This is a genomic window from Pontimicrobium sp. MEBiC01747 (assembly GCF_053601635.1).
Map to the genome: position 1 here is coordinate 1 of NZ_JBSHNS010000344.1, position 21,367 is coordinate 21,367.

The 21,367-nt window shown below is 30.7% G+C and carries 13 protein-coding genes; 11 read left to right on the forward strand and 2 right to left on the reverse strand.

All coding sequences use genetic code 11. From position 1 onward, the window contains the following. The coding region (locus ACVC2P_RS11150; RefSeq protein WP_452598547.1) for an HlyD family efflux transporter periplasmic adaptor subunit at window positions 1–685 on the forward strand (685 nt) is incomplete at its 5' end. An 8-nt stretch (window positions 686–693) separates the two neighbouring features. On the opposite strand, the gene ACVC2P_RS11155 is transcribed toward ACVC2P_RS11150, so the two are convergent. After that, window positions 694–2,037, reverse strand: a complete 1,344-nt coding sequence (locus ACVC2P_RS11155) for a sensor histidine kinase (RefSeq protein WP_452598548.1) — start codon at window positions 2,035–2,037, stop codon at window positions 694–696. Further along, a complete protein-coding gene (locus ACVC2P_RS11160) occupies window positions 2,027–3,370 on the reverse strand; it encodes a sigma-54-dependent transcriptional regulator (RefSeq protein ID WP_452598549.1) in 1,344 nt (447 codons plus the stop codon). Before ACVC2P_RS11160 ends, ACVC2P_RS11155 begins: the two co-directional genes overlap by 11 nt. A 209-nt stretch (window positions 3,371–3,579) precedes the next feature. On the opposite strand from ACVC2P_RS11160, the gene ACVC2P_RS11165 reads away from it, so the two are divergent. The 10 genes from ACVC2P_RS11165 to ACVC2P_RS11210 all read left to right on the forward strand — a co-directional run bounded on the left by ACVC2P_RS11165 (window position 3,580) and on the right by ACVC2P_RS11210 (window position 21,181). Next, window positions 3,580–5,031, forward strand: coding sequence for a S41 family peptidase (locus ACVC2P_RS11165; protein WP_452598550.1), 1,452 nt, complete (start codon window positions 3,580–3,582; stop codon window positions 5,029–5,031). Between the two features lie 288 nt (window positions 5,032–5,319). Continuing rightward, complete coding sequence (locus ACVC2P_RS11170; RefSeq protein WP_452598551.1) at window positions 5,320–6,570, forward strand: efflux RND transporter periplasmic adaptor subunit; 1,251 nt, start codon at window positions 5,320–5,322, stop codon at window positions 6,568–6,570. Between the two features lie 27 nt (window positions 6,571–6,597). Next, entirely contained in the window at window positions 6,598–7,275 is a 678-nt protein-coding gene (locus ACVC2P_RS11175; RefSeq protein WP_452598552.1) for an ABC transporter ATP-binding protein, read from the forward strand. Between the two features lie 74 nt (window positions 7,276–7,349). Then, complete coding sequence (locus ACVC2P_RS11180) at window positions 7,350–9,752, forward strand: ABC transporter permease (protein ID WP_452598553.1); 2,403 nt, start codon at window positions 7,350–7,352, stop codon at window positions 9,750–9,752. A gap of 24 nt (window positions 9,753–9,776) precedes the next feature. Continuing rightward, a complete protein-coding gene (locus tag ACVC2P_RS11185; protein WP_452598554.1) occupies window positions 9,777–12,221 on the forward strand; it encodes an ABC transporter permease in 2,445 nt (814 codons plus the stop codon). A 34-nt stretch (window positions 12,222–12,255) separates the two neighbouring features. Next, window positions 12,256–14,682: an FtsX-like permease family protein gene (locus ACVC2P_RS11190; protein ID WP_452598555.1), complete on the forward strand. Its 2,427-nt coding sequence runs from the start codon at window positions 12,256–12,258 to the stop codon at window positions 14,680–14,682. A 25-nt stretch (window positions 14,683–14,707) separates the two neighbouring features. Next, complete coding sequence (locus ACVC2P_RS11195; protein ID WP_452598556.1) at window positions 14,708–17,095, forward strand: ABC transporter permease; 2,388 nt, start codon at window positions 14,708–14,710, stop codon at window positions 17,093–17,095. A 220-nt stretch (window positions 17,096–17,315) separates the two neighbouring features. Further along, the gene (locus ACVC2P_RS11200) at window positions 17,316–19,670 is read left to right on the forward strand and encodes an ABC transporter permease (protein WP_452598557.1); all 2,355 of its coding nucleotides are present in this window, start codon (window positions 17,316–17,318) and stop codon (window positions 19,668–19,670) included. 62 nt (window positions 19,671–19,732) lie between these two features. After that, window positions 19,733–20,476, forward strand: a complete 744-nt coding sequence (locus ACVC2P_RS11205; RefSeq protein WP_452598558.1) for a head GIN domain-containing protein — start codon at window positions 19,733–19,735, stop codon at window positions 20,474–20,476. A gap of 36 nt (window positions 20,477–20,512) precedes the next feature. Continuing rightward, a complete protein-coding gene (locus ACVC2P_RS11210) occupies window positions 20,513–21,181 on the forward strand; it encodes an ABC transporter ATP-binding protein (RefSeq protein WP_452598559.1) in 669 nt (222 codons plus the stop codon). The last annotated feature ends 186 nt before the right edge of the window (window positions 21,182–21,367 follow it).

Here is a 21,367-nt window from a genome sequence, read left to right on the forward strand (position 1 = left end):
GAGTAGAACAATGTTTGCTAAAGGTGTTATTTCAGCAAAAAATAAGGAACAAAAAGAGTTAGAGTTTTTACAAGCAGAACGCGCTTACAAAAATTTAGAAGCGTCTATTTCACAACTACGTGAATTAATAGGAAACTCTAAACAGAACATAGAAAACACCTCCATAAAAAAAATTCAGAACGACACAAGATTACAAAAAAAAGCCATCCAATCGTTTCTGTATTTAAAAAAAGCTATAAAAGACTGGGAAAAACTATATGCCTTAAAATCATCTATAGAAGGTAAAGTATCATTTCTGTCCTATTGGAGCGAAAATCAAACAGCAAAATCAGGAGATTTAATTTTTACAATTATTCCCCAAAAAAACACCTCTTTTATAGGTAAAATAAAAGCACCTGCGGCAAATTCTGGAAAGATTGAAAAAGAACAACGTGTGCAAATTAAGCTGTTAAATTATCCATCGGATGAATTTGGAGAACTCAATGGAAAAGTAAAATCAATTTCTTTAATACCAAATGAAGATGGACATTATTTAATAGATGTCGATTTACAACAAGACTTAATTACGAGTTACAATAAAAAAATTACATTTCGTCAAGAAATGAAAGGAACGGCAGATATCGTTACAGAAGATTTACGCTTAATAGAACGTTTTTTCTATCAACTTAAAAACATAGTTAATTAAATTAATGACTAAAATACTAAGCTAATAACGGTCCCTTGACCTTCTTTACTATTTACTAAAATTTTCCCCTTGTGTAATAGCATTATTTGCTTACAAAGGCTTAAACCTATACCACTTCCTGTAGATTTGCTGGTAAAAAATGGAATAAAAATACTTTCCATTATATCCTGTGGTATTCCAGAGCCATTATCGTAAACCTTAATAACAATAGTTCTATTAGGTGTCTGCTCTGCAATTACTTTTATTTCGGGGCTATCCTTATGCTTGCAAGCATCTACAGCATTAAGGATAAGGTTTATTAATACCTGCTCTATTAAGTAACTATCTATATCTAGTTCTAGTTTTGGTGTTTTTAATTGAAAATCTATAGCTATATTTTTAACATCTAGAGAGGGCTGCATTAATAATTGGATGGTTTCAAACAATTCAGAAACCTTTTTCTTTTCAAGGTTTAGATGTGTTACTTTACTTAAACTACGGTAGGTTTTTGCAAATTTTAATAAGCCTTCACTTCTGTTTTTAATTGTTCTAATTCCAGAGTTTAAATCTTCTAACTCAATAGTATGTTTATCTGGATTATTTAAAGCTAGTTCTACATGAGATTGCAATGTATCGGCTAAGGACGAAATAGGAGCAATAGAGTTCATAATCTCATGAGTCATAACACTTAAAAGTTTCTTCCATGCTTCCGATTCGTTTTTGTTTAAAGTATCATCTATATTTTGAAGCACAATTAACTTAAAAGCATCATCTTTAACCTGAAAAATAGTATCCGAAATTAAAACTTTAATTTTTTCATTTTGTACAGCTATAGCAATAGAATTGGGTTCTCTATGGTAGGTTTCAAATACAGCATCGTACAACTCAGGCTTTCTACTTTCTATAAAACGAATGTTTTTAAACGAAGGCATACTAAGCGTTTCCTTAAAAGAATCGTTAGACCATAATACATCGCCCGTTTCTAGATTGTAAGCAATAATGCCAATGTCTACCATTTCTAATATTTTTTGTAAGTAGACATATTGGGCTTCATTTTTAGAGTTTATTTCTTTTATAGTTTTATTAACCTCATTAAAACCTTTGTATAAAAAACGAATGTCTTTTGGCCCTCTATCCTCTGGAAACCATCTTGAAAAATCACGGTATTTAACAGCTTCAAAAAAATCGTCCATAACTACAAAACGACGTTTAATAAATGCATACGTAGTATAACAAAAATATAAAATACCACAGCTTAATAATGCTATTATAGTGGCGTTTTCTTTATAGATATAATAGGATAAAGTTAATAGTAAACCTACTAGAACAATAATTCTTAAAAAGAGCCTAAAAATGTATCCTCTATAATTCATGTTTTTCTAGTCTTCTATATAACGCAGCTCTAGTAATACCGAGTTCTTTTGCCGATTTAGAAACGTTACCTCTATTTTTTTCTAATACGGTAAGAATTGCATTTTTTTCTAAATCATCTAAATTCATTGTTTTATTTACTGGCTTAGAAACAGACCGCTCTATAGAAGAGAATACTAAATCGTCTGCTTTTAATACATTACCATCCGTCATAATAACAGCTCGCTCTAAAACATATTGTAGCTCCCGTACGTTGCCAGGGAAGTCGTGTTTTTTTAATTTAGAAATAAATCCAGATTCTAGTTTAAAAGGGTTTTTATTGTATTTATCTGCATAAATATTAATAAAGTGCTTAGATAATAAAGTAACATCTGTTCCTCGGTCTCTAAGTGGAGGTACTATTATATCTAGAGTATTAATTCTATAAATTAAATCCTTTCTAAATTTAGATTCGTCGGCAAGTATTTCTGGGGCAATATTAGTTGCACAAATTAGCCTAATATCTATAGGTATAGACGCGTTAGAGCCTAAAGGCGTAACCATTCTGTTTTGTAATACAGTTAGTAGCCGTACTTGCTGACCTAAACTAATATTACCTATTTCATCTAAAAATAAAGTTCCACCATTTGCGGCTTCAAAACGTCCTTTTCTATCTTCTTTTGCATCTGTAAAAGCACCTTTTTTATAGCCAAATAATTCACTTTCAAATAAGTTGGCAGTTAAAGCACCAACATCTACTTTTACAAAAGGCTTGTCCTTTCTATTAGAGTTATCATGTAATGCTTTAGCTATTAAATCTTTACCAGTCCCGTTTTCTCCTAGAATTAGCACATTAGCATCAGTAGGGGCAACTTTTTTTATTTTAATAAATACATCCTTAATAGCATCGCTTTCGCCTAGAATAGGGCTACTATTTGGGCTTAAAAATGTACTTTTAGTTTTAGATGTTTTATCCTTTAGTAAAGCCTTTATGGTTGTAATAATCTTTTCATTTTTCCATGGCTTAACTAAAAAATCTGAAGCCCCTTCTTTTAAAGCACGAATAGCCAAATCTATATCTGCATAAGCGGTAATTAATATAACAAAGGTCTCTGGTTTTTGTTGTTTTATTTTATTAAGCCAAAAAATCCCTTCATTTCCTGTATTTACTAGGCCATTAAAATTCATATCTAGAATAATAATATCGAAGGCCTTTTTTTCAATTTGCGATCCAATGTTACTAGGGTTCTTTTCTATAACAACTTCTTTAACCAATGGTTTAAGTAATAAACGCAAGGCGGTTAAGACATCTAGATCATCATCTATAACTAATATTGAAGCTTCTTTTAATACCATAATACTACAATATTACAATATTATACTGAGCTTATAAAGGATAAAAAAAAGAAAGTTTTTGAGTATAAATAAGTGTTCATTATTGAACATAAAGTGTATTAAAATCGAACACTTTTTTAATTAATAAAATCGATAATATGTTTAATATTAGTAGCTTATGTTTTTGGCATTATGTTAACTATAATTTTGATATAATAAAAATACATATCATGAAACTATTTACTATTACTATGCTTTTAATGACAATTTCTGTTTTTTCTCAAGATTGTTCATGCGAAGAAAATTTTAATTGGCTAAAACAAACTTTTGAAAAAAATGACGCGGGCTTTTCCTATGCACTTGAAACTAAAGGGGAAATAGCTTATGCAATACACAATGATAAATATATAGAAAAAGTAAAAAGGATTTCCTCTCCAGATGAATGCTTAAAAACAATGTATAACTGGTTAACATTTTTTCGTTCTGGACACCTTGGCTTAAACAGAATAAGCGGTAATAATAACAATAATGTAGCTATACAATTAACAGAGAAAGAAATTATAGAGAACTATAAAGAGACAGAAAAACTAGATATAAATATAAATACATTTAAGAAGTACTTAAAAACAAAAACCAAAGTAGACTATGAAGGTATATGGAGATACGGGAGTTACACTATTGGTATAAAAAAAATAAAAAATAATTATGTAGGGTTTATTATAGAAGCCGATGGTGTTTATTGGACTAAAGGGCAGATTAAATTAAAAATTAATAAAGATAACGTTACAGATTATTACATGAAGAATCATTCTAAAAATGAGTTTTATAATACAGAATTAATTGGAAATAACTACTTAATAATAGGTAATGACTTTGCTAGGTTTAAAAGAGTAACACCTATAGCAAATGAGGATAATAATATAGACAGGTATTTTAAAATACTTGATGCAAAACAGCCGTATTTTAAAAAGATAGATGCTAATACCACTTATTTAAGAATTCCATCATTTCAACGTTCTCATAAACAAGTTATAGATAGCGTTATAGCTGTAAATAAAGATATTATTATAAATACGCCAAACCTAGTTATAGATATTAGAAACAATGGAGGAGGAAACGATTCTAGTTATAGTGCTTTATTACCCATTTTATACACTAATACTATAAGAGAAGTAGGTGTAGGCTTTTACTCAACAAAATTGAATAATCAAATACTATACGATTTTTTAATAAGTCCAGAAGCTAACCCTACAGAAGCTTCAAAACAATGGGCTAAAGAAGCTTATGATAAGCTCTCTAACCAATTAGGAACATACGTAAACCTTCATGAAAAAGAAATTATAACAACCGAATACGATACAATTTACGAATACCCAAAGAATATTGGAATTATTATAAATGATAATAATGTTAGTACAGCAGAGCAGTTTTTATTGGCGGCAAAGCAAAGCAAAAAAGTAAAGTTATACGGCACAACAACAAAAGGAGCTTTAGATATCTCTAATATAATAGCAACAAAATCGCCTTGTGGTGATTTTGAGTTGGAATATTGCATGTCTAGAAGTTTTAGAATTCCTGATATGGCAATAGATGAAAAAGGAATTCAACCTGATTTTTTCATAGATAAAACGATACCAAAATATAAATGGTTAGCATTTGTAGTCAATTCATTAAAAGTATAGATTAAAAAATCATTAAACTATTTTAAATCGGTAGATTATAGCATTTGTTTCATTGAAAAAATAAACCTACAGATTGCCTATAAAACGCACATTGATTTAAATGATTAAAAGAAACTATTTAAGTTAAATAAAAAAAGTGATCGTTTCCGTACAGAAAGTGTATCAAAACCGAACACTTTTATTTTTAAACAAAATCATAAGCAATTGATAGTTAGGTAAATATGTTTTTGGCATTATATTAACTATATATTATATATAAAAAATAAACCGACCTTAAAGAAGATATATATGGATGTTCCAATTGAAAAGAAGAAGTTTTCAAAATCAAAAATAGCAATGTTTGTAGGAGGACTAGTAATAGTGGCTCTCATAGCTTTTGTAATCTCTAAGACCTCTGGAGGCTCTAAATTAAATGTAGACAAAGAACGTATAGCTATAAACACAGTAACTAAAGACGTTTTTCAGGAAAATATTCCAGTAAACGGTATTGTATTACCAATAACTACTATATACTTAGATGCACTTGAAGGCGGAAGAGTAGAGGAGAAATTTGTTGAAGACGGAGCAATGATGAAAAAAGGAGAGCCAATTTTAAGGTTGTCTAATACAGATTTAGAGTTAAGTCTTGTTAATCAAGAAACCTCTGTATATAACCTATTAACGCAAATGCAAATTTCTCAAAATGCAGCAAGACAAAACACTATAAATAAGCTGAATCAATTTACAGATGTAGAGAATAGCCTTATAGAAGCTAAGCGTGTCTACGATATGAATAAAATATTATACGAAAAAGACGCTATAGGTCGCCAAGACTATGAGTCTTCAAAAAATAGTTATAACTATCAAAAACAACGCATGCAGCTAGCTAAAGAAGTTTTAAGACAAGATTCTACATCTACAAAGCAAGAAGTAAGCCAAGCCAAAAGCTCTTATGCTAGAACACAAAGTGCATTAGAGTTAATGCGCAGAAAAGTTGGAGACTTAGTGGTTCGCGCTCCAATAGATGGACAGCTAACAGCTTTAGATGCAGAAATTGGGCAATCTAAAAATAAAGGAGAACGCTTAGGACAAATAGATGTATTAAGTGGTTATAAAGTAAGAGTAGATATAGACGAACATTATATTTCTAGAATATATAACGGGCAAAAAGGGGTTGCAACGATTAATAATAAAACCTATACGTTAATAATTAAAAAAGTATTTACACAAGTTAATAATGGACGTTTTCAAGTAGATATGCAGTTCGAAAATAATGTACCAGAAGGCATACGTAGAGGACAAAACTTACAAATAAAAGTGGCATTAAGCGCCGAAAAAGAAGCTTTTTTAATAAAAAAAGGTGGGTTTTTTCAAAAAACTGGCGGAAACTGGATTTTTAAAGTAAGCGAAGATGGTAATACAGCTTATAAAGTAAACATACGATTAGGAAGCCAGAATACAGAATATTATGAAGTTGTAGAAGGATTAAATATAGGAGATAAAGTAATAACTTCTAGTTATGATAGCTACGGGGATACTCAAGAATTAATTTTAAAATAGAACAATCAATTAAAAAAATATAATCCGATGATACAGATAACTGATTTAGAAAAATTTTATAAAACTGAAGAAGTACAAACCATAGCTTTAAATAAACTATCTTTTAATGTAAAAGAAGGAGAGTTTGTAGCAATAATGGGGCCTTCGGGATGCGGTAAATCTACATTACTAAACATTTTAGGTTTATTAGATGATCCAGATGGAGGGAGTTTTAAGTTTAATGGAGAAGAAGTCGCTGGGTATAATGAACGTCAACGTTCAGAGTTACGTAAACATAATGTAGGTTTTGTATTTCAGAGTTTTAACTTAATTGATGAATTAACAGTTTTTGAAAATGTAGAACTACCATTAATATACACAGGAGTAAAACCAGCAGAACGAAAACAAAGAGTAGAAGCCGTTTTAGAGAAAATGCAAATTATGCATAGACGTAATCATTTCCCACAACAACTATCTGGAGGACAACAACAGCGTGTAGCTGTAGCTAGGGCTGTAGTAAACAATCCAAAACTAATACTAGCAGATGAACCAACAGGAAACCTAGACAGTACTAACGGTAACGAAGTAATGGATTTACTAATAGAGCTAAATGAAGCAGGAACTACTATTATTATGGTAACACACAGTGAGCATGATGCAAAATATAGTCATCGTATTATACGCATGCTAGATGGACAAAAAGTTACTGAAAATATCTTAATGTAATCATCATCAATCAATCAATCAATCAATCAATCAATCAATCAATCAATCTAAAACGAACAGTAAAAGCTTAAATCATGCTTAAAAACTATATAAAAATTGCCTTTAGAAACCTTCTTAAAAACAAGGTGTATTCTTTTATAAACATTTTTGGTTTAGCTATAGGTATGGCGGTAACTATAATGATAGGGTTATGGGTAAGCGATGAGCTAAATTATAATAATTATTATAAGAATAAATCTAAAATAGCTCAAGTATACCAAAGCCAAGGCTTTAATGGTAAAGTAAATACAGACCCCGCAGTGCCAAGACCTTTAGAGTTTAAAATTAGAGAGAACTATAAAGATAATTTTACAAATATAGTTATGGCATCCTGGACAAACTCCAGATACCTACAGTATGGAGATAAAACAATAACCAGAGATGGTAGCTATATGCAAGCGGGAATTTCAGATTTATTAGATTTAGAAATTATTGAAGGAGACAAAAATGGCATAAAAGAAAAACATGGCATAATGCTTTCTCAATCTACAGCTAAGGCTTTATTTGGCGGAGAAAAACCCCTAGGAAAAACAATTAAATTAAACAGCAGTTACAATATGGTTGTAACTGCTATATATAAAGATATACCTGTAAATAACACCTTTCATAATTTAGATTGTATCATGCCATGGGAACACTATGTAACAAGTAGAGAGTGGGCACAAAATTCGAAAGATGATTGGGGCAATAATTCGTTCCAGATGTTTGTTAAAATTAATGATAACACAACAATGGATGCAGTTTCTTCAAAAATTAAGAATGTTAAGAAAGATAATGCTTCAGAGGATATTAAATTGTATAACCCTCAATTGTTTTTATTACCAATGGAAGATTGGTATTTGCGTTCTAAGTTTGAAGGTAGTATTCAAACAGGCGGGCGAATAGAAAATGTATGGTTATTTGGTATAATAGGTGTATTCGTATTATTACTTGCATGTATCAATTTTGTAAATTTAACTACAGCCCGTTCAGAAAAAAGAGCAACAGAAGTAGGAATAAGGAAGTCTATAGGCTCTAAAAGAGGGCAGTTAATTTTTCAATTTTTAAGCGAATCTTTTTTGGTTATCGTTTTTGCTTTTATTGTGGCAATCTCTATAGTGCTTATATTTTTAAATGGATTTAATACGTTAGCCCATAAAGCTATAGTTTTTCCATGGTTAAATATACAATTCTGGATTATATCTATATTATTTATTCTCTTTACAACCGTTTTATCCGGAAGCTACCCCGCATTATACTTATCATCGTTTAAACCAGTGTCTGTATTAAAAGGGACATTTAAAGCAGGGCGTTTTGCAGCATTACCTAGAAAAATATTAGTCGTTACTCAATTTACAGTATCTATAACCTTAATTATTGGCACTTTAATAGTAATGAGCCAAATAGAGTATAGTAAAAATCGTCCTATAGGATACGATAAAGAAGGCTTAATACAATTACCAACAATGAGCTCCGATTTTATAGGTAAAGCAGATGTAATGAGACATCAGTTTATAGCTTCTGGAGCAGTAATAGAAATGGCTACATCAAGTAGTCCAGCTACAGCAGTTTGGTCTAATAGAAGTGGTTATATGTGGGACGGTAAACCAGAAGGTTTTCAAGAAGATTTAGCTTATACTACAGTCTCTTACGAATTTATAAATACACTAAATGCAGAGTTAGTAGCAGGACGTGGTTTTTCCCGAGAATTTGCAACAGATTCTAATGCAGTAATACTTAACGAAACAGCCGTAAAGTATATGGGGTTAAAAAATCCAATAGGAATGTATTTAAGAGATGATTCTCCTGAAAATCCAGAAGCACCACTTAAAATTATAGGCGTAATTAAAGATATTATAGTGCAATCGCCTTATGACGATGTAAAACAAGCAATGTATGTTTTCGATAAGTATGGAAAGACCAGTTACTACAACCTGCGTTTAAACCCTAAACAAAGTGTTAGCAGTAGTCTAGCATCAATAGAGAAAATATTTAAAGCAAACTTTCCTAATTTACCTTTTGAATACCAATTTATAGATCAAGAATATGCCGATAAATTCATGTCTGAAGAACGCATTGCAAATTTAGCTAAGATATTTACTATTCTTGCCATATTTATTAGTTGTTTAGGGCTGTTTGGCTTAGCCTCTTTTGTAGCAGAACAGCGTACTAAAGAAATAGGAATACGAAAAATTTTAGGCGCATCTGTATCTCATTTATGGACCTTGCTGTCTAAAGATTTTATTGTATTGGTTATTATATCTCTTATGGTAGCCTCTCCAATTGCATATTATATAATGTATCAATGGCTTCAAAAATTTATATATAGAATAAACATATCGTGGAATGTGTTTTTAATTGCTGGTTCTGGAGCGCTTGCCATTACAATAATCACCATTAGTTTACAAGCAATACGCACATTGAGAGCCAACCCTGTAAATTCATTACGAACAGAGTAAAAATCAATCAAAAAACGAACAATAATGTTACGAAACTATTTTAAAATCGCTTGGAGGAATTTAGCAAAGCATAAAGTGTTTTCAATAATAAATATTATTGGACTTACTATTGGGCTTAGTGCATCATTTGTAATAGGATTAATCATTTATTACGATTCCACATTCGATACGTTTCATAAAGACAGTGACCGTATTTATAGAGTAGTAACAGATTTTAAAACTAATGAAGGAGGCTTTTATAATTCGGGAGTATCTCTTGCTCTAAAAGATGCAATAAAGGACAATTCAAATTTCGACATAGTTAGCGACTTTTATATAGAAAGACCTATGAAAGTTGAAAATAAGGATTTAAACTTAACATTTAAATTACCAAACTTTGTAATCTACACAGATGGTAATTATTTTAAATTATTTGATTATAATTTTCTAGCTGGTAACAAACAGAAGATATTATCTAATCCTAATAATGTAGTCTTGACACAAGAGCGGGCAGCTCGTTATTTTCCTAAAATGCAGCCCTCGGAAATTATAGGGAAAACACTAGTATACAACGACTCTATTACTGTAACCGTAACAGGAATTGTTGAAAATTTTAAAGAAAGAACCGACTTTGTTTTTCAAGAGTTTATTTCATCACCCACTATTTTACAAACGAGACTTAAGGATGATTTTATAGATAAAAACTGGAATAATACCAATTCTAACTCTCAATTATTTGTAAAGTTAAGTCAAGGCGGAAATAAGGCAACAGTATTAAATAAATTTAATGATTTAGCAGAAGAGCATAGAGATGAAGATTCAAAAAAGTTTGGAGACGAAAGGATTTTTAATTTACAACCTCTTAACGATATTCATTTTAATGAAAATTACGGTATTTACGATTGGAATAAAGGGCAATCTAGTAAAGCACTTTTAACTAATTTAGCATTAGTAGCCTTATTTTTATTATTACTAGGTTGTATTAATTTTATAAATTTAAACACAGCGCAAGCTACCCAACGCGCAAAAGAAATAGGAATACGTAAAACATTAGGAAGCTCTAGAAAACAACTTATAGGGCAATTTATAGGAGAAACATTTCTTTTGGTGCTTTTCTCTGCATTAATATCTCTAGTGTTATCAAAATGGTTAATTTCTGTGTTTTCAGATTTTGTGCCAGAAGATTTAAGTTTCGAACTATTTAAATCTCCAATAATTATTATAAGTATACTACTTCTTTTGTTACTAGTTACTTTTATGTCTGGATTATATCCTGCATTTATTTTATCGCGTCTTAAAACAGTATCTGTACTAAAGAATAACTTAGTAATGGGAGAAGGTAAAGTTAAGTTGCGTAAATTCCTTACAGTATTTCAATTTTCTATAGCTCAAGTATTCATAATAGGCACACTGTTAGTTGGCAAACAAATTAACTTTTTATTAAACAAGGATATGGGGTTTAAAACCGAAGCTATAGTCTCTACTAGAAGCCCTGTAAATGATAGAGGTGTCTCTAAAAAGAAGGTGTATGCCGAGCTGTTAAAAACTATACCAGAAATTAAAAAAATAAGTTTAGGTGCAGCGCCACCAGCATCTATGTCTACAAGCTCTTCTAATGTTACTTATATAAATAATGGAAAAGAAATTAATACAGAATTGCAATTTATATATGGCGATACAAACTATGTAGAGGTCTTTGGGTTGAATCTATTAGCTGGTCGTGTACAAAGAAGTGATACAATTAAAGAATTGGTTATTAATGAAACCTATAGAAAGGTTTTAGGCTTAAAAAGCCCTCAAGACGCTATAGGAGAAACCATTTTATATGGAGATGAGACTGTTGAAATTGTTGGAGTAATGTCAGATTTTAACCAACGATCATTAAAATCCAATATTAAACCAATGGCACTACGCGGCGATTGGAATAGATCGAGATACACATCGTTTAACAATATACATATTGCTTTACATAATAAAACAACCAATAGTTTAAAAGAAACTATGGCTAAAATAGAGGAAGCCTTTAAAACCGTATATCCTGGAGAGGCATTTAGAGTAAATTTTTTCGATGAATCTATACAACGGTTTTATACAAGAGAACTTAAAATATCTAAACTATTAAATTGGGCTACAGGCTTATCTATTTTAATTAGTTGTTTGGGGTTATTAGGCTTGGTAATTTATACTACAGAACGTAGAGTAAAAGAAATAGGAGTACGAAAAGTATTAGGAGCAACCTTACTACAAATAAACACATTATTATGTAAAGAATTTATAGTATTAGTGGCAATAGCCTTTGTTATTGCAGCTCCAATAGCTTGGTATGGTATAAATAATTGGTTACAAGATTTTGCTTATAAAACAAATATTAGCATCTGGGTCTTTTTATTAAGTGGTATTGCCATGATTTGCTTCGCATTATTAGTTATGAGTATAAAAACACTGCAAGCAGCAAATGCAAACCCTACTAAAAGCTTAAAAGCAGAATAATATCATCAATCTATCAATCAAAAAACGAGCAATTATGATTAGAAATTATTTTAAAATAGCATGGAGAAGCCTTCAAAAGAATAAATTACAAACAGGAATTAACTTATTAGGCCTTACAATTGGTACTGTATGTTGTTTAAGTATTCTAGTATATGTATTTGCTCAATTAGGTTTCGATACGCATCATGAAAATAGCGAAGCTATTTATAGAGTTAGAACCATAATAGATGACCCAAGTACGCCACAATTTAATGCGGCATCATCTGGACCACCAATAGCTATGGCTATGAAAGAAGATTTTCCTGAAGTAATAGAAGCAGGACGATTAGTATATATGGGAGAAGGTACAGAAGATTTAATACGGGTTAACAATAGTACCACAGGTTTTTATGAACCACGCGGTTATCTAGCAGATGCGACTATATTTAATATTTTTAAGTTTAATTTTACAGAAGGCAATCCAAAAACAGCTTTAGTAAACCCTAACACTGTTGTATTATCTTCAACACTAGCCCATAAACTTTTTGGAAGTGTACCAGCACTTAATAAAACAATAATTTCAGGTAGTGGAGAACAACAATTATTATTAACTGTTACTGGTGTATTTAATGATAATAACAAAGAAAAATCACATCTAAACCCTAACTATTTTGTAACGATGAATACGCCAGGTTTAGGTGAGTTTGTTAGAACAAATCAAAACTTCGCAACCCAAAACTTTATTTACAGCTACGTGAAGCTTAATGCTGTAGAAAGCGCAGCCAAGGTACAAGGTAAACTACCCGAATTTTTGAATGCTCGTGGAGCTAAAGATTTTGCACAAGTATCATTTAAGAAACGATTAGAGCTTCAAAAAGTAAGTGATATTCATTTACACTCTAAAGGAATTTCTAGACAAATAGGAGCTGTATCAGATATAGGGTATTTATATTTATTAATCACATTAGCTTTATTTATACAATTAGTTGCCTGTGTTAACTTTATTAACTTAAGTACGGCAAGAGCCAATAAAAGAGCTAAAGAGATAGGCGTTAGAAAAACGATAGGAGCCGATAAAAAATCGTTAATTGGACAGTTTTTAGGAGAGTCAGTTTTACTTTCCTTATTAGCAACCTTAATTAGTATTCCTATAACAGCATTATTATTGCCATTAGTAAATAAGTTAACGCAGGGAGATATTGGTTATGAGGCTATTTTTCATTGGCAAGTATTCATTATTTTATTAGTAATAGGTGTACTTACAGGTTTAATTGCTGGTATTTACCCTGCACTAATATTATCTTCAATAAAACCAGTGCGAGTATTAAAAGGCACAATGTCTTCTAATGTTTCTGGTACCTTATTACGGAAAGGATTAGTTGTTTTTCAATTTGTAATTTCCATAGGTTTAATAGCCATAGTATCTATTATTACACAGCAAGTAAGATATGCGCAAAATAAAGATATGGGGTATAATAAAGATAATTTAATAGCAGTACGTTTAGGTACAGAAGAAGCCTATAGTCAATATCAAAATTTAAAAACTAACATGAGCCAAATTTCTGGAGTTGTATCAGTATCTGGCTGTAACTTATATCCGTCACAATTTGTTAGAGGCGATTTAGGAGTGCATTTGCCTGGTGGAGATTCTAAAAATCAAATTTTAGTAAAACATAATGGTATACACGCTAATTATTTAAAAACAGTAGGAACTAAACTTTTAGCAGGTAGAGAATTACGAAATACAGATGAAAACCAGATCGTTGTAAATAAAGCTACAATAGATGATTTAGGAATAAAATTAGATGAAGCCATAGGCTCTAGAGTATTATCTGCATATGAAGATAATATAGATACTTATGAAATAGTTGGAGTTACAGAAAACTTTCATTTTGCATCATTAAAAGAAGAAGTAGAGCCCCTAATGATGTATTTAGATAATAGCTTAGAATGGCTTTTAGTAAAAACAGAAACAACCGATTTTGAAAGCATACTTAATCAAATGGAAATAACTTGGAAAGACGTTAATAAAACAACACCATTTGTATACAGTTTTGTAGATAAAGAAACAGAAAAATTAATTGCTGAAGAAAAACGCTTAGCTAATATTTCTGCTGTTTTTACAACATTAGCAATTATAATAAGCTGCCTAGGATTGTTTGGGTTAATATCTTTTATGGCAGAGCAAAAAAAGAAAGAAATAGGTATTCGTAAAGTGCTAGGTGCTAGTATAAGTACAGTTATGAAAATGCTTACTAAAGATTTCTTTTTACTAATAGTTATAGCATTAGTTATAGCAACTCCAATGGCTTATTTTTTAATGGAAAACTGGTTACAAGACTTTACCTATAGAATTTCAATTAGTTGGTGGATATTTGTGGTTGCAGGAGCAGTTACTTTACTAATAACACTACTAACAGTTAGTGTTCAGGCTATTAAAGCAGCCACAGCAAACCCTGTAAATTCTTTAAGAACAGAATAAAAAACATTATCAAAAACAAACAATTATGATTAAGAATTATATAAAAATTGCTTGGAGAAATATAAAAAAAGATCGTCTCTTTTCCGTTGTTAATATTTTGGGATTATCTGTAGGCTTAGCAATAACAATACTATTATTTCTTTTTATTAGTTATGAAAAAAGTTATGATAATATGTATTCAAAGAAGGAGCAAATACATAGAGTATTGTTGCATACAGAAGACGAAGGAGGAAAGGAGATTTGGGCTAATGTACCATCTGCACTGGCTCCAGCGATGACAAAAGATATTCCAGAGGTAGAAGCAGCTGTACGTATGTTAAAGCACGATTTTGGAAGCACAGCATATATTAAGGCGGCTAATAATGATTATGAGGAGAAAGAGTTGTATTGGACAGATCCTGAGATTACAACAATTTTTGATATGGAGTTTTTAAAAGGAAATCCAAAAGAAGCATTAAAAGACCCTAAAACAGTAATATTATCTCAAAGTATATCAAAAAAATATTTTGGAGAAGAAAACCCCATAGGCAAACAAATTATAGTAGACAATAGAACGTCATTAACTGTAACTGGAGTATATAAGGATTTCCCTAAGAATAGTTCTATATCATGTAATATTATAGGAGCGTTTAACACACTTAATTTTTTTAAAAACCCTACATGGAGCAATGCTAGTTTTGAAACTTTTGTGTTATTAAATAAAAACACCCCTTCTAAATTAGTATCAAACAAAGTAAAACAGTTACTAAATAAACATGTAGCTGAAAAAGATCAGTGGTACTCATTTTCACTACAACCCTTAGAGCGTATTCATTTATATTCTTCACAGTATAAGGATTCGTACACAAGTAGAAACGGAAGCATTAATGAAGTAAGGAATCTAGGTACATTGGCTTTTTTAATTTTAATAATAGCCTGTATTAATTATATGAACTTAATTACTGCCCGTTCAGAAAAAAGAAGTAAAGATGTAGGGATAAATAAAACAATGGGAGCAACAGTAAAAAATTTAATACTACGGTTTTATATAGAAACGGGCTTAATAACTTTAGTTGCAATAATCATAGGATTAATTATTGCAATTATTTTAATTCCTATATCCAATAATTTTATGGGAAATGTATTAACTATAAAAGATATTTTTTCTCCGCACATACTAATAGCACTTGTTATAATATGGGGTGTAACAACATTAATATCGGGGTCGTATCCTGCGTTTTATTTATCACGATTTTCCCCAAAAGAAGCTGTTAAATCTTCTAGAAATAAAGGCGGAGCATCCGTATTTATTAGAAAAGGATTGGTAGTAACACAATTTACAACATCTGTAATTTTAATAATTGGTGTTGTTGTTATTCATCAGCAATTAAAATACATGCAAAATAAAAACTTAGGCTATAACCCAGAGAATGTTATTGCAATTTCTACAGCAGCACTTAGTAAAAATACAAACGATACACATTTAATAAATGCTTTTAAAGCATTACCTAATGTATCATCTGCTGCTTTTGCTCAAGGTTATCCTGGAATGGGAGTAAGTGGAAGAGGACTGTATAAAAATGACACAGATGAAAAAGGGATGAATATTCAAACCAATTTAGCCGATTCAGATATTGTAAATGTGTTAGAATTAAAATTATTGTCTGGAAATTTACTACCCAAAATAAAACAAAAAGGAGACACTCTGGTAGATGTTATACTTAATAAATCGGCAGTAGAATATTTAGGCTATACGCCAGAAGAAGCTATAGGTAAAAAAATAAGCATTCAATTAGGTGATAACTCTTATGTTCGCGGAGTAGTTGATGATTTTAATTTTTCATCATTACATACACCAATAGGAGGTTATGCCTTTCATAACATGGCAACAGAGTATAAATCGTATCTGCTTGTTCGTTTTAAAGCAGAAGCAATTTCAGAAGCAATAACAACTTTTGAAAACACTTTTAAAAATGCTGCACCCAATACAGCCTTTGGATATACTTTTTTAGATAAAAACTTAGAACGTATGTATGCACAAGAGCAAAAAATAGTAAGAGTAGGCTTAGTATTTTCTATACTAGCCATATTTGTAGCCTGTTTAGGTTTGTTTGCCTTAGCAGCTTTTACAGCAGAACAGCGTAAAAAAGAAATAGGAATAAGAAAAGTATTGGGAGCAAGTTTAATAGGCATTACTAAATTACTATCTAAGCAATTTATAACCTTAGTCGTTTTAGCATTACTTATAGGGTTTCCTTTAGCATATTGGCTTATGGATAATTGGTTGCAGGACTTTGCCTATAGAATATCTATAAACTGGACTGTATTTGCTTTAACAGCAGCAGCAGCATTAATTATTGCGATTATTGCTGTAAGCTCTCAAGCGTTAAAAGCAGCAATAGCTAACCCTGTAGAATCATTAAAAACAGAATAGAATAATTAGTTAAAATATTTGAAGTGTTCGTTTGTGGACAAAAAGTGTACTAAAATCGAACACGTTTAAATTTTATTAAAAATATAACACATTGTTAGTGAGTGTTTTATGTGTTTGGCATCATCTTAACTATATAAACAGTATAAACATAGACAGAACTAGAATAGCTTTTATCTCATAGAATTTTGAATAAGTTATTTCCCGATAAAACGAAACAATTATGATTAAGAATTATATAAAAATTGCATTCCGTAGCTTACTTAAAAACAAAGGCTATAGCTTTCTAAATATTTTTGGGCTGGCTATAGGGATTACTTGTGCTAGCTTAATATTTCTTTGGGTAGAAGATGAAATGAGTTTTAATACTGTTTTTGAAAAACAAGATGAAGTTTATTATGTGCCAACAAACCAACAATACGAAGGGGAGTGGAGAACCTTTTATTCTACTCCAGGCCCACTAGCAAAAGTGTTAAAAGATGAAATACCAGGAGTAGTAAGAGCAGCTAAAACATTTAATGAAAGTTTTACGTTTGCAGTAGGTGATAATACTATTAGCAGAAGAGGGCTGTATGCAGATACAGATATTATAGAAATATTTGGTCTTAAATTTATTGAAGGTAATGCAAAAGAAGCATTAAAAAAACCTGAAGCTATTATAATTACAAAAGAAATAGCCGAGCAACTCTATGGAAAAGACAAAACAGTTTTAGGAAAAACATTAAAAATAAACAATACAGATAATTATGTAATAACAGGAGTTATTGAAAACATCCCAGATAATGTAAGTTTTCCTTTTAAATGGATTGCCCCTTTTAATCGTTTTGGCGCCAATAGAGAATGGACACAGGAATACGGTAGTAATTTTGCAGATACTTTTGTTGAATTATCTCCAGAAGCTAATTTTGAAACTGTAGATGCACAAGTGCGTAAAATATACCAAGCTAAAACAGGAGATAATGAAACCTATGCATGGTTACACACTATAAAAAACTGGCATCTAAAATCTAAATTTGAAGATGGTAAAGTTATTGGTGGACGTATTACCTATGTACGTTTATTTATTGTAATTGCGCTAATTATACTATTAATAGCCTGTATTAACTTTATGAATTTAGCAACCGCAAGAAGTGAAAAACGGGCTAACGAAGTTGGCGTGCGTAAAGCTATGGGATCTGGGCGTTCCCGTTTAATGTTTCAGTTTATAGCAGAAGCACTTTTAATGTCTAGTATAGCTACTGTAGTTAGTGTACTCTTATTATTTATTTTATTACCACAGTTTAACTTATTAATAGATAAAAACCTTGTGTTAGGCCTATCAAACCCATTACATGTTTCAGTATTATTAATAATTACACTAGTCTGTGGTTTATTTGCAGGATTATATCCCGCATTTTATTTGTCTTCATTTAAACCAGTTGAGGTTTTAAAAGGAATAAAAGCAACAGCAGGTAGCGCCATATTTATACGTAAAGGTTTAGTTGTAGGGCAATTTACTATTTCTATAGTATTTATTATAAGTACTATATTAGTCTACCAGCAAATTCAACATGTAAAAAATAGAGATTTAGGCTACAATAAAGAACAATTAATAAGACTAGATGTTAATGGTGATATGATAGAAAATTTTGCAGTAATAGAGCAAGATTTAATAAACTCAGGTGTAGCCGAAAGCGCAGCATTTAACAATTCTAAATTACTATCTGGAGGAAATAATGGCTCTGGATTAAAGTGGCAAGGCGGGACCAATACAGAAGATATATTAATATCGTTTAGATATGTAAGCCCAAAGTTTTTAAAAACAACCAATATAAAACTTATAGAGGGACGAGACTTTAGTGCTAATACGGCAGCAGATAGTACGCGTACTATTATTACAGAATCTTTAGCAAAATTAATGGGAGAAGGTAGTGCTATTGGTAAAACCATTAGAAGGGGTGATGATACATATCAAGTAACAGGAGTTGTAAAAGATTTTTTATACGGTAATATGTATACTAAAAGTGATCCTGTTATGTTTTTTAATGCACCAGAAAATGCACGCTATTTATACATAAAAACTATTGCGGGAATTGAGACAAGTACAATGCTATCTAAAATTGAAGCTATAATGAAAAAAAATAATCCAGCTTTTCCTTTTGAGTATACTTTTGTAGATGAGGCTTTTAATAATAAATTTAAAAGCGAACAATTGGTAGGTAAGCTTTCTCAAATATTTGCTGTATTAGCTATTCTAATATCATGCTTGGGACTCTTTGGTTTAGCAGCTTATACAGCAGAACAACGCAGAAAAGAAATAGGAGTACGTAAAGTATTAGGAGCTAGTGTTCCTACTATAGTAAAACTTTTATCTAAGGATTTTATAAAACTAGTGCTTATTTCTATAATAATAGCAGCACCTATAGCATGGTTATTAATGAGTAATTGGCTAGAAGATTATGCTTATCGCATAGAAATTAATTGGTGGATATTTATTGTAGCAGGAATAATAGCAATTATTATAGCATTAATAACCGTAAGTTTTCAAGCCATTAAAGCAGCAATTACTAATCCAGTAAATAGTTTAAAAACAGAATAAAAACATATAAAACAATAGAGACTTAGTTTAACTAATTCTCTTTATATAAAATATAGAACAAAATGAGAAAGTTAAAACACTACATAGCAATCTTATGCCTGGGTATAGTAACGACAGGAATAGCACAAATAAAACAAACGGTAAAACCATTTAATAAAGTAGTAATAAGTCCGCATATTAAAGCCATTTTAGTAGAAGGAGATGAAGAAACGGTTACAATAAAAGAAAATAAATTATCTAATAATATTGTAAACATAGAAGTAAAAGGAAAAACGTTACGCGTGTATTTAGATGATGCAAAAGAAGTTACTAAGAGCAAAACTATAGTAGTAAATGACACTAAGAGAAAAGTACCTATTTATAAAGGCAAGGTGTTAACTATATTAGTTACATACAAAACATTAGAAGAGTTATCTACCAGGGGAGAGCAGTTAATAACTTGCGAAAGCACATTAAACCAAGAGGAGTTTAATCTTAAAATATATGGAGAATCTCAAGTAACTTTAAAAAATATAGAATTAAACAACTTATATGCTACTATCTATGGAGAAAGCGAACTTACGGTAGGAAAAGGAAAAACTACAAATCAAAAAATTACAGCCTACGGAGAAGGCATTATTAATTTATTAGGCATTGACAATAAAGACACAAAATTAAGAGCCTATGGAGAAGCAGAATTTAAAATAAATGCTTCCAATCAAATAAAAATAACTGCCTATGGAGACGCTTCTTTAGAATATAAAGGAGGAGCCTCTGTAAAAAAAGGCATAGCAATTGGAGATGTTCAAATCTCTCAAGCAGATTAACGTATACCATAAACTATTATATAAAATAAAACCACTATGCTTTTAGAACTCAATAATGTTTCAAAAACAGTAAAATCTGGCAGTAAAAAAATAACTTTATTAGACGCTATAAATCTTAATGTTGAAGAAGGAGAATTTATTTCTCTAATGGGGCCTTCAGGCTCTGGTAAATCTACTTTATTAAATGGTATAGGTATGCTAGATAGTTTTACAGATGGGCATTATACTTTTTTAGATGTACCAGTACATACAATGAAAGAAAAACAACAATCTAAATTATATAAAGAATATATAGGTTTTGTATTTCAAGCTTACCATTTAATAGATGAGTTAACTGTTTATGAAAATATAGAAACACCACTATTGTATAAAAATATAAAATCTTCAGAACGAAAAGCATTAGTAGCAGATAGTTTAGACCGTTTTAATATTGTAGGAAAAAAAGATTTATTTCCCTCTCAACTAAGTGGAGGACAACAGCAATTAGTAGGTATAGCAAGAGCATTAATAACAAAGCCTAAGTTAATTCTTGCAGATGAACCAACTGGTAATTTAAACTCTAAGCAAGGTATAGAAATTATGGAACTTTTTGCAGAGTTAAATAAAGAAGGCGTAACTATTATACAAGCAACACACTCTGAAAGCAATGCAGCTTACGGATCACGAATTATTAATCTTTTAGATGGTAAAATCGTTTTAGAATAATATAAAAATCATGTTACAGAAAATAATAATATTTACTGTGTTGCTTATGCAAGGCATAGGATTCGCACAGACTAAACCTAAAAATGAATACACTTTAACAGAGTGTATAAACATTGCGCTTAAAAATAATTTAGATCTAAAATCGACAACATTAAGAGCAAACACAGCGAATATAAATTTTAAACA